9 protein-coding genes and 2 pseudogenes are annotated in these 11234 nt (G+C 64.9%); 8 read left to right on the top strand and 3 right to left on the bottom strand.

The annotated features are described in order from the left end of the window. Positions 1-34: 34 nt before the first annotated feature. A complete protein-coding gene (locus ACLQ3C_RS15590) occupies positions 35-679 on the top strand; it encodes a TetR/AcrR family transcriptional regulator (protein WP_425705995.1) in 645 nt (214 codons plus the stop codon). After that, positions 676-2751 carry a neutral/alkaline non-lysosomal ceramidase N-terminal domain-containing protein gene (locus ACLQ3C_RS15585; protein ID WP_425705994.1) on the top strand — a complete coding sequence of 692 codons (2076 nt, stop codon included), beginning with the start codon at positions 676-678 and terminating at the stop codon, positions 2749-2751. Before ACLQ3C_RS15590 ends, ACLQ3C_RS15585 begins: the two co-directional genes overlap by 4 nt. On the opposite strand, the pseudogene ACLQ3C_RS15580 reads toward ACLQ3C_RS15585, so the two are convergent. Next, positions 2741-3697, bottom strand: a pseudogene (locus ACLQ3C_RS15580) (MFS transporter); the annotation flags it as partial. The gene ACLQ3C_RS15585 and the pseudogene ACLQ3C_RS15580 overlap by 11 nt on opposite strands. Before the next feature lie 194 nt (positions 3698-3891). Between ACLQ3C_RS15580 and ACLQ3C_RS15575 the strand changes: the two are divergent. Together ACLQ3C_RS15575 and ACLQ3C_RS15570 are read left to right on the top strand one after the other, a co-directional pair. Beyond that, the gene (locus tag ACLQ3C_RS15575) at positions 3892-4317 is read left to right on the top strand and encodes an antitoxin Xre/MbcA/ParS toxin-binding domain-containing protein (RefSeq protein WP_425705993.1); all 426 of its coding nucleotides are present in this window, start codon (positions 3892-3894) and stop codon (positions 4315-4317) included. Between the two features lie 3 nt (positions 4318-4320). Next, positions 4321-4878, top strand: coding sequence for an RES domain-containing protein (locus ACLQ3C_RS15570; RefSeq protein WP_425705992.1), 558 nt, complete (start codon positions 4321-4323; stop codon positions 4876-4878). 63 nt (positions 4879-4941) lie between these two features. Here the strand turns inward: ACLQ3C_RS15570 and ACLQ3C_RS15565 are convergent, their stop codons facing one another. After that, a complete protein-coding gene (locus ACLQ3C_RS15565; protein WP_425705991.1) occupies positions 4942-5832 on the bottom strand; it encodes a LysR family transcriptional regulator in 891 nt (296 codons plus the stop codon). Positions 5833-5907: 75 nt separating this feature from the next. Here ACLQ3C_RS15565 and ACLQ3C_RS15560 point away from each other — a divergent pair, with 75 nt between their 5' ends. From ACLQ3C_RS15560 to ACLQ3C_RS15545, 4 genes and pseudogenes are all read left to right on the top strand, one after another. After that, a complete protein-coding gene (locus ACLQ3C_RS15560; protein ID WP_425705990.1) occupies positions 5908-6057 on the top strand; it encodes a hypothetical protein in 150 nt (49 codons plus the stop codon). A gap of 8 nt (positions 6058-6065) precedes the next feature. Then, positions 6066-7088, top strand: a complete 1023-nt coding sequence (locus ACLQ3C_RS15555) for an LLM class flavin-dependent oxidoreductase (protein ID WP_425705989.1) — start codon at positions 6066-6068, stop codon at positions 7086-7088. 120 nt (positions 7089-7208) lie between these two features. Then, positions 7209-8319: pseudogene (locus tag ACLQ3C_RS15550) on the top strand (EamA family transporter). A 74-nt stretch (positions 8320-8393) separates the two neighbouring features. Continuing rightward, on the top strand, positions 8394-9719 hold the full coding sequence (locus tag ACLQ3C_RS15545; protein ID WP_425705988.1) for an amidase domain-containing protein: 1326 nt from the start codon (positions 8394-8396) through the stop codon (positions 9717-9719). A 713-nt stretch (positions 9720-10432) separates the two neighbouring features. Here the strand turns inward: ACLQ3C_RS15545 and ACLQ3C_RS15540 are convergent. After that, complete coding sequence (locus ACLQ3C_RS15540; RefSeq protein ID WP_425705987.1) at positions 10433-10729, bottom strand: hypothetical protein; 297 nt, start codon at positions 10727-10729, stop codon at positions 10433-10435. Between the last annotated feature and the right edge of the window lie 505 nt (positions 10730-11234).

Here is an 11234-nt window from a genome sequence, read left to right as displayed (position 1 = left end):
CGCGAGTTCGGAGTGGGGGTTCTCGATGCGCCGGATGACGTTCGACGAGAGACGTACCGAGCTGATCGATGCCGCGATCCGGGTGATCGCGCGCGACGGGCTCGCCGCTGCGTCGACACGCGCCATCGTGGGCGAGGCGGGCATGCCACAGGGCGCCCTGTTCTACATCTTCTCCTCGCGCGAGGCCCTGATCAGCGCGGTCATCGAGGAGATCACCGGCGCCGAACGGCTCGGGGCCCTGCTCAGCATCGAGCTCTCGGCGCCCGACATCGGAGTCGATGAGGTGCTGACCACCGCCATGGACTCCTACCTGCGGCTGCTGGAGCGTGATCCGAGACGCGAGATCGCACTCCTGGAGGTCGCCACCCATGCGATGCGGCATGACCCCGATGCCGGGCGACGACAATGGGCCACCTACCGCTCGGCCGTCGCCGACGCCCTGACCTTCATCGCGACGACGATGCAGCTGCGCTGGAGCATGCCCGTCGAGGAGCTGGCACACATGGTGACCTCCTCGCTCGACGGGCTGACACTGTCGTGGCTCACCGACCGCGACAGTGCCGCCGCGCGCAGGCATATCGCGGTTCTGGCAACCACCTTCGCCGCCATGGCGATTCCCCTCGCAGATCCAGCTTCTACGGAGACCGCCGACAACACAGAGGAACACCACCGACGATGACGACCCCGCCCCACTCACCATCACTGTCACGCCGCGGGCTGCTGGCCGGCGCAGCGGGCGTGACCGCACTCGGAGTGGCCGCCGCCGCAACGACTTCCGCCACCGGGCGTGCACATGCGGCGCCGTCGACGGGCTATCTCGTCGGCGCCGGCCGCGGCGACATCACCGGAGCCATTGCCGGACAGGGCATGATGGGCTATTCCGATCTCTCCCAGGTCGCCAGCGGACTGCTGCAGCGGGTGTGGGCGCGGGCCTACATCATCGCCGACGCCGCGACCGGCAAACGCGTAGCGTTCGTCAACGCCGACCTCGCGTGCATCTTCGAGTCCCATCGGGTCGGTGTGATGAAGGCCCTCGCCGAACGTTTCGGAAACATCTACACCCAGGAGAACGTCAATCTCAACGCCACCCACAACCACAACTCGTGTGGTGGCACCGCCTGGGACTACGCGTATATTCTTGCCGCACTGGGACATCAAGAGAATTCATACCGCGCCGAGGTCGACGGCATCGTCGAGGCCATCACCGCCGCACATCACAGTCTGGCGCCGGGCACGCTCGAACTCGGGCACAGCGATCTCCACGACGCCAGCGCCAACCGTTCGCTGGAGGCGTTCGTCCGCAACCCCGCCGCTGACCAAAAGCACTTCCCCGACCACATCGACCCGCAGGTCACCTCCCTGCGACTGCGCCAGTCCGGCAGCGTGATCGGCGAGATCACCTGGTTCGCCACCCACGGCACCTCGCTGACCGATGCGAACACCCTCATCTCCAGCGACAACAAGGGGTTTGCCTCGTACCTGGCCGAAAGTGCGGATCCCGCAGTGGTGGCGGCCTTTCCACAGACCAATGCCGGCGACATGACACCGAACCTGTGGGTGCGCAAGATGCACCCGGGTGGCCCGACGGGCGATCACCGCACCAACCGCGCGATGATCGGTGAGCGTCAATACCGGGCCGGCCAACGGGCTTTCGCCGCATCGCGGCCGGTGACCGGCGGCCTCTCCTATGCCTACCGATTCATCGACCTCGCCGATGTGCCCATCGACGGGCACTACACCCCCGACGGCAAACCCGCGCGGACCACGCCCGCCATCATGGGCGCCGGTGCCGCGGCCACCAGCACCGAGGACAACACCCGGAGTCAATTGAGCTTCCTGCACGAGGGCATGGTGCTGCCCTTCGCACGGGCACTCGGCGTCGACACCACCGCCACCCCGCCCGCGTGGGCCACCGCCATCCAGGCACCCAAGCTCGACCTCTTTCCACTCGGCTATCTGCCACCTCGGCCCTGGATTCAGCAGGTGCTGCCGATCCAGTTGATCCGGATCGGCGATCTCGTACTCGCCGGCGGACCTGCCGAGTACACCATCGTCGCCGGTCTGCGGATCCGGCGGGTCGTCGCCGACGCTCTCGGTGTGCCGCTGGAAAATGTGCTGATGCAGGGGTATTCGAATGCGTACAGCCAATACGTGACGACGCCGGAGGAGTATCTGTCCCAGCAATACGAGGGTGGCGAGACGTTGTTCGGCCGGTACACACTGTGCGCCTACATGCAGGAGTTCGACCGGCTGGCCCGCGCCATGGCCACCGGCCGACGCCTCGCGCCCGGCCCGGTGCCCACCGACACCAGCGGCGCGCAACCCGAGCTGCTCACCCCGGTTCCCGCCGATAGCCCGGTGCGCGGCACCACCTTCGGCGCCGTCACCACCGCGCCGAAGCCGCGATACACGGCCGGACAGACTGCGACGGTATCGTTTTCCGGCGCCCATCCGAGCAATCGGGTGCATCGCGTGGCCGCCGACGGATCCCGGCCGGGCGACGGCTACTACGTGATCGAGCGCTTCGACGGGGGACGCTGGGTCACCGCCGAGGACGACGACGGGCCGTCCGGTGAACTCGACTGGAAGCGCCCGGACGGCCAGGCATCCGCGTCGGTCATCACCATCTCGTGGCGAATCCCGCAGGGCACCAAGGGGCGTCACCGGATCCGGTACTTCGGCGACGCCAAGTCGGCGTCCGGGCGGCTGACCACGATCACCGGTGTCAGCCCGGCCTTCGACGTGAGCTGACCACCCGAGTCGGGCCGGAGAATAGCGCAGCGAGGACCACGACCATCGTCGCCGCGGCGGGCAACACGATCGCGCCGGCCGCCAGCGTCGAATAGCCGAGCGCGTTCTGCAGATACTGCTGCCCGACGTACATCGCACCCATCAACGTGCCGAAGATGACGATGCCGCCGACCGCCGCCACCCAGAACGTCGGCCGTGCTGCGATCCGGAAGTCCTTGAGCGGCACGGCTATTCGCAACTGGCGCCAGACGAACAGGATCGCCGCGACCACCACAACCGCGGCGAGGATCCAGACGGCCGTGGCCATGTTGTGCAGCGGGGCGAGATTGATCGCGAGAACCGTGGCGCCGACGAGGACGATCGACACGACGCCCCCGATGTTGTCGACGACGACCTCGGTGTCACCGCCGTCCTTGGGCACCACCCACCACGCGCCGACGAGGGCGATCACTGCCAGCGGCACCGTCACGAAGAACACCGAATGCCAGGCGAACTTCTCCAGCAGTGCCCCCGACACCAGCGGCCCGCACGCCGAGATCGCCCCGCCGACCGCCGACCAGGCCGCGATCGCGCGAGTCCGTCGGGCGCCGGTCCACAACGCGGTGATGATCGCCAGCGTGGTCGGGAAGGCCAGCCCCGCCGCGATGCCGCCGAGTACCCGCGCACCGAAGAGAACGTCGGGGTCGGTGGCGAATCCGGCGATGAGCGATGCGGGCAGGGTGAGCAGCATGCCCGCGATGAGCAACCGACGCCGACCGTGGCGGTCGCCGAGCACACCGAAGTACAGCACCGACGCGGCCAGGCCGAGCGAATAGCCGACCGCGATGAGATTGAGCTGCGTCGAACTCGCATCGAGCGATTTCCCGATGTCCGGCAGCGCCACGTTGGCCACGGACAGATTGATGTTGGCGACGCCGGCCACGATGATCAGGGCCGCCAGTACCAGCGCCGAGCGCGGCGGACTCGCCCCTGGGCGTCGGCGCGGTGTCCGGTCGTGGCCACCCACAGAGCCTCCGATGCCGCCACGGTCGGCGGGCGATGTTCGTGAGCAGTTCTGCCCCAGAGACGCAGTTGCTCCACCTGCCGAAGCTTTACAAGTCGCCGCGCCCACCCAATGTTTTCCTTGGGTAGTATGGGGCCATGACCACGACGCGCCCCTCCACCCCGGTACGACAACAGCGCTCCGCTCGCGGCCGCAGTGCCACGACGAAGAAGTCGCCGGGCTCGGCGGGTGATGACCCCGTCGCCGCGTTTCGCGTGCAAGCGCTCAGCAGCGCGTTCTCCGGCGCCCGATTGGCGGCCCTGATCGGGGTCAGCCCGTCGCAGCCATCCCGATGGGCAAGCGGCAAGGAACGCCCTGGGCCCGCGGCGGCGGCCGCGCTCATCGACCTCGACCACGTCTACGCCCGCGCGCGGCTGGTGTGGGGACCGGAGGCTGCGGCCATCTGGATCGAGAGCCCCAACGCGTTCCTCGACGGCGCGCGGCCGGTCGATGTTCTGCAGCAGGACGGAGTCGCACGCGTCTTGGATGCCCTGGATGCCGAGACCTGGGGCGGGGCCGCCTGACCCGTGCTCGTCTATCGAGTGTTCCCTTATCTCGCCGGCGCCAAAACGGGTAGGCCCGGCCATCCGCTCTATGAGCATCGGCCGCAACGCGGCGGGCGCGTCGACCATCCCGACTACTACACGTGGTATCTGGCGCGCGAAGCCGCCGGCGCTTGCGGCGAGTCGTTCGGCAACCTCTCCCGCTGGACCGACGACATGTTCGATGTCCCGTTCATCGCGGGCGCGCGCCGGGCCTTGGCCGTGTTCAGACTCCCCGACGATCTGCGCGTGTGCGATCTCGACGACCCGCACCGGCTCGTCGAGCAGCAGCTGCGGCCTACCCAGGTCGTTGCCCGCAACCTTGCGGTCACTTCGGCATGGGGACACCGCATCTGGTCTCAACACGATGCGGCGATCGACGGGCGGCGCTGGCAGGCCGTGCAGTGGTGGTCATTTCACCGGCCCTTCTGGACCGTGCTGGGCTGCTGGCAACGCCCCACACTCGAACGCGTCGAACCACTGACCATCGACCACCCGGCAATCGTCGACGCCGGTCGCGCCCTCTACCGCGAGATACGTTGACCCGCAACCGGTCCGTCGCCTGGGCGCACTGGCCATGCTGTGGCCCACCTCGGTGGGTGCCGTTCACGGCGTGCGCGCGACGTCGGCGGCCACCGCGGCCAGATCGTCGACGACCGCCGCGATCGCAGCGCGCGGGTGCGGACGCGTCAGCGCCTCGTAGACGCGTGCCGCCCGAACTCCTTTGAGTTCCAGGCGAACCACTCCCGGGTCGCGCGCCGCATGTCGTGGCATCAGCGCGATCCCATGGTCGGCGGCGACCAGCGACTCGATGGTGGCGAAGTCGAGCATGCGTTGGGTCACCCGCGGTGCCACACCGGTCAACGCGGAAATCGACTGGAGCACATCGTCGACGGGAAATCCGCCGAGCACGCTGATCCAGTCCCGGTCGGCGAGTTCGGACACGGTGACACGTCGGTGAGCGGCCAGATCCGAGGTGCGCGCGACGATCACGTCGAGGGGCTCGCGCATCAGTTCGGTGACCGCGACCCGGGGGTCCGTCCGAGTCGGCATGCGTTCGTCGCGATGGGTGACGACGATGTCGAAATCGGCCAATGCCGTTGCCGCCTCGGCATATCCGACGTCGAGGTGAAAGGCGTAGGCGTCGGTGCCCGACGACTTCGCCCGCGTCAGCACGTCGGGCAACAGCAGCGACGCACCGGACGGGAACATCGCCAGCCGCACCGATGCGTGTCCGGATCGGTACGACGCCATCTCGTCTTGTGCGCGTTCGACCGCCGCGATGACGTCGTCGGCGCGCAACACCAGCGCCTGCCCCGCACCGGTCAACCGGATACGTCGCCCGTCCGGTTCGAGCAACGCCACCCCGGCCTCCTCGGCCAGCACCTTGAGTTGCTGTGACACCGCTGACGGCGTCATGTGCAGTGCATCGGCGACCGCGCCGATCGATCCACGATCGGCGAATTCTCGCAGAAGACGCAGCCGGCGAACCTCCATGGCGGGATCATAAGGCCTCGAATGCCCACGGAGGCCAGGCCCGGAATCCATCATGGAGGTATGCGCAGTCGTCGCGTGAGACGTCCCGACGGTTCGGAGGTGCTCTTCACCATCCGCCAACTCGCCCTCTCCGACGAGGAGTTCGACCGTGACGCCGAGACGGTCGCCGCGGATCTCGCGCGGTTGGCCACCCTCGTGGAACAATCCGGACCAGAGTCCGGTTAACTGGTGTCATGAGCAAGAACATCGGCTTCCTCTCCTTCGGACACTGGTCACCGTCGTCGGGTTCACAGACCCGCACGGCCGCCGACACCCTGCTGCAGTCGATCGACCTCGCCGTCGCCGCGGAGGAGCTCGGTGCCGACGGCGCGTATTTCCGTGTGCATCACTTCGCACGGCAGCTCGGCTCCCCGTTCCCGCTGCTGGCAGCCGTCGGCGCCAAGACCGACCGCATCGAGATCGGCACCGGCGTCATCGACATGCGCTACGAGAACCCGATGTACATGGCCGAGGACGCGGGCGCGGCGGACCTCATCGCGGGCGGCCGGCTGCAGCTCGGGATCAGCCGCGGATCGCCGGAACAGGTCATCGAGGGCTACAAGTACTTCGGCTATGTCCCCGCCGAGGGCCAGTCCGACGCCGACATGGCACGCGCCCACACCGACGTCTTCCTCAAGGTCATCGACGGTGCACGCTTCGCCGAACCGAACCCGTCCCCGATGTTCCCCAACCCGCCGGGCCCGCTGGGCATCGAGCCGCAGTCACCAGGGCTGCGCGACCGCATCTGGTGGGGTGCCGGCAGCCGCGCGACCGCCGAATGGACCGCCGAGCAAGGCATGAACCTCATGTCCTCGACGCTGCTCACCGAGGACACCGGTGTGCCCTTCCATGAATTGCAGGCCGAACAGATCCGTCGCTTCCGGGACGCCTGGAAGGCCGCGGGACACCCGCGTGAACCACGAGTGTCGGTGAGCCGCAGCATCTTCCCGCTGGTGAGCGACATGGATCGCGCCTACTTCGGACGTGATCGCTCGAGCACCGATCAGGTCGGCCACATCGACGGCGGTCTGGCACGCTTCGGCCGCAGCTACGCCGACGAGCCCGACAAACTCATCGAGCAACTCCGCGAGGACGAGGCCATCGCCGCTGCGGACACGCTACTGCTGACGGTGCCCAACCAACTCGGCGTCGACTACAACGCACACGTCATCGAGGCGATCCTCACCGAGGTGGCACCCGGACTCGGCTGGCGCTGAAACCTTTCGAGGATCCGCCACAGCCTGGTTGCGACAACAGGTGACCGTGAAGCATTCCTGAATTGTTGATGTAAAAGAATTCGATTGTGCTTCATCGACTGCGCCCCGACGATGGATGCCATGACCACTCGCGACCGCCTGCTCGGCCTGACCGTCGTCGTTCTCTGGGGCCTCAACTTCATCGCCATCCGAGTGGGTCTCGACCACTTCCCGCCGTTCTTCTTCGCGGCGCTGCGCTTCGGCGTGATGGCCGTCCTGGTGGTGCTGTTCGTCCGATTCCCTCGGATTCGGATGCGCTGGTTCCTGCTGTACGCGTTGGGGTTCGGGTTCGGGCAGTTCGCGTTCCTGTTTCTCGCCATGGAACTCGGCATGCCGACCGGACTGGCCTCGCTGGTTCTACAGACCTCGGCGCCGTTCACCGTCCTGCTGGGTGTGTTCTTCCTGCGCGAACGGCTGGTGCCCGCGCAGATCCTCGGTATCGCGGTGGCCGTCGCCGGGATCGTCATCATCGGCGTCGACCGTGCGGGACACTCGTCGATCGGCTTGGGCATCGTCATCCCGATGGTGCTCACCGTCATGGCCGGTCTGTCGTGGGCGTTCGGCAACATCGGCAGCCGCCTGGCCCAGCCCGACGACGCGCTGCGGATGACGCTGTGGATGTCGGTGGTGCCGCCGATCCCGTTCTTGGCGTTGAGCTTTACCACCGAGGGCCCCGCTGCCGACCTCGAGTCGCTCACGACCCCTGGGCTCCTCATCCGGACTGATCGCCCTCGTCGGACTCGCCTACGTGGTGTTGTTGGGCACCATCGTCGGCTCCGGACTGTGGACGATGCTGATGAAACGGTACGAGGCCAGTCGGGTCGCACCGCTTTCACTGCTGGTGCCTGTCGTCGGCATCAGCGCTGCCTGGCTGCTGCTCGGCGAGGTGCCCGGCGGCATCGAGATCGCCGGTGCCGCACTGGTCATCGCCGGATGCGCCGCCGGAGTCCTGGCGGCGCCGCGGTCGAGGGTGCGGGCCGCAGAGGCACACCCATCTATTCCTCGACTGCGTAATCGATCCTTCGCGGTCGTAATAGGCGGCAACATCTCCCACGCAACACTGGTCAATACACGATACTGGACTCGCCCATGCGACACGACACAAGGCGAGCCAAACACTCAACGAGTCAACGTCTCTGCGCCCCCACCACCCAGGGCCACAACCATTCGCATCACCAAAAGTGGTCTGTGATATACCTCACCACTGTGTCCAGTCGCCGGTTTCGTCGGATTTAGGTTCTATTACTTGCGATACCGTCTTGGCTTATGGTCAATTTTGTCCAGCTGCGCGACGCACGCCCGCACGCCTGGACCGTCGTCGCTGAGGACGTGCTTGCTGCGGCGAAGCATTGCGAGCGGATGAAGGACGACATTCACGACAACGGCACAAGGCCACTTGCGAGAAACTGGTCAGGCAGCGCCTACGAGATGGCGAGCAAAACGTTGACCGACTGCGCAAGCGAGACCGAGGTGCTTGCCATTCTGGCACGCTCCGCTGTGGATCCCCTCGATACGTTGGCGCACGCTGTGTCGATCGCTCAGGAGGAACTTCACACTGGAATCGGCATCGCGACTCGCGCTGGGCTAACCGTCAACCAGGCGTCGGGGCAAGTAGAGCTGCCTTCTGTCATGCCTCCGGACCCTAACGAGGAGCTGTTGATACGCGATGCACAGAAGACCAGCCAACAAGTAATCAATGACGCGATCGAGGCAGCCACTCAAGCGGACGAGCTGTGTACCGGTGCGCTGCGGCGCACCGACCGCGCCGACCCTGCAACCACACGGGTTCGAGCAGCGCAAGGCGTTCAGAACTCGAACGAAGTCGATGCACTCCAGTCGATACGCGACACCCTTCCCGACGGCTTGACTCCTGGCGAAGTTGCGAAATGGTGGGAGGAACTGACGCCGAAAGACAAGTACGACCTAGAGAGGGCTTGCCCCGTCGAGCTTTATGACCTGAAGGGCGTTCCCAACTCGGTGAAGGCCCAAATCGACCGGCCGGGACTTGGCTACAGCTCTGTGGGCACAGTCCGCTACGCACAGAAGAACTGGGCCAATACAAGCTTGGACGAGTACAATGACAATTGTACTAATTTTGTGTCCGACTCACTGGCATATGGCGGAGGAATGAGAGTTAAATCCAATTCCGGAATCTTGCTTCACAATAGCCAGAAAGACTGGGATGACGGAACTGACGGTGCCAACAACATATTCCCCACGTTGGCTACACGTCTGCCATTCGGAATCGGCAACCACATGGCTGGCGTGTACCATACCCCGACGTGGGGTGCCGCACAGAACAACCACGACTTCTTCATGGATAATGGAGGAGAGGAGGTTCCCGTGGAGAGTGCGCGTCCCGGGGACATCATGTACTTCCAATCAACCCAGGCGGTACCCAGCGAGGGGATTTCCGCTGGGAATATCCACCACGCGGCCATTGTCACTGGCGTCCTGCCTGACGGAGACGTGTTGTACACACAACACACCGATTCGGCAACTGACTACTCTCTGTCCGAGCGTATGCCTGAAGTTACGCAGAATGAGGGGGGCCAGATCGTCAAGATCGTCAAGCCTCGGGTTACATGGTGATCACGGCACACACTCCGGAAACTTCCGCCCACTCGTGGAAGCGGCGAGCTTCTATTGTGCTTATTCTGGCCGCTATTGCGTTGACGGTGGGTTGGATTGTGTTCGCTGCGGTCTACAACGTCACCCCCCGGACCACAGACTTCGGCACCACGGCATGTGTATACTGGCCGACTAATCTCGCCGAGCGCAGACATATCGGCACGATAATCACTCAGTGGGTTTCCATCAGCACATTCATTATCGCGGGGGCTGGCACCGTCTTGACCATCCGGCTCCGTCCCCGCGCTTGGTCCATCTTGCTGGGCATAGTGATCACCATCGCGTCGGGCATCGTCGCTGTGGCAGCGTTCGTCCCAGACAATATCGGGGGGCCTGCATTGCCGCAATGTCCGCCCGCGTACCTTGACCGCGGAATCATCGGGAACGAGTGAAGGATATCGCATGAGTGATGATGACCTGAGTATCGCCACTGAACGCGTAAAGGACACAGGGGCTCAACTAAGTTCACTATCAGGCCAAGCGCGCCGCAACATCGCGCAATATTTCGACTCGGCTACTACCGCCGAAGCAGGCAACCCAGGGTTCACGGCCGGTCCTGCGGTGAGAGCGTACTCCAACCACCTGCACACCAGCATCGATAGCGTCCTGAAGAAGCTGGAAGACAACGCCGAAGCCATAATTAGGGCGGCAACCACGTACCATGACCTGGATACTCACAACGTCGCGGGCTTCAATCGTGAAATGGCTGCGATCAATGGCTTGACGAAGCCCCTCAGTTCCTGATCGTTGAAGCAGCCAGGGGAAACGGCCTGAATTTCAGCATGGGCGACCTCCTTCACCGCCTCCAGGGCCAGCTTGTTGACAGTGTTGTAACTCCGCCCGACCTCCGCAGCAACCTCCTTCGCACTTCTCTTGTCGCGAGCATCGCGCGCAGAATCCAGGTCGTGGTGCGGCAGGTGAGCCGCGCGCGGCGCGGCGATTGTGGAAATGTCGGTTCGGGAGACCGACATCGGACACTCAGTCGTCCCGTAGCGGTACCGAGGTAGCGTAGATGTGCAGCCGGGACTGTCCCAAGATCGGTAGATCGGCGGCCTCACGATCGACATAATCACGCAGCCCGACCCGGGGGCCGATGATGTGAGGATGAAAGCTCCTAACCACGAACCTGACCTATACCTGTTGGTCAGCAGAACGCGTTCCACGCCCCGCCAATCCGGAAGAGTCGATTCTTTTCGTGCAGGTATTTCGATTAGCGCTTTATCTACGAACGCGATTTCTGTCCCGTTAGGCAAATAATGGATATTAGGAAAATTTGGGGCCTGAGATCTCTAGTGTCGCTAGTCAAACGTGGGCGCCTGAACACAGTAATAGAATCGCATTGCAGAGGGCGGTCGGTGCGATTGCTCCGGGTACGGCACTTGAGCTGGATATCTATGCACTAGTACTACAGCCGTAGTTCGCGGTCTGTGGTGTGCTGCGGCGTGTTTGCGCTGGTGAGGGCGACTGCCGGGGCAT

This window comes from Gordonia sp. DT30 (genome assembly GCF_049844915.1).
Taxonomy (GTDB): domain Bacteria; phylum Actinomycetota; class Actinomycetes; order Mycobacteriales; family Mycobacteriaceae; genus Gordonia.
The sequence above is the reverse complement of the archived record's forward strand: the minus strand, read 5'-3'. Positions and strand labels throughout refer to the sequence as shown.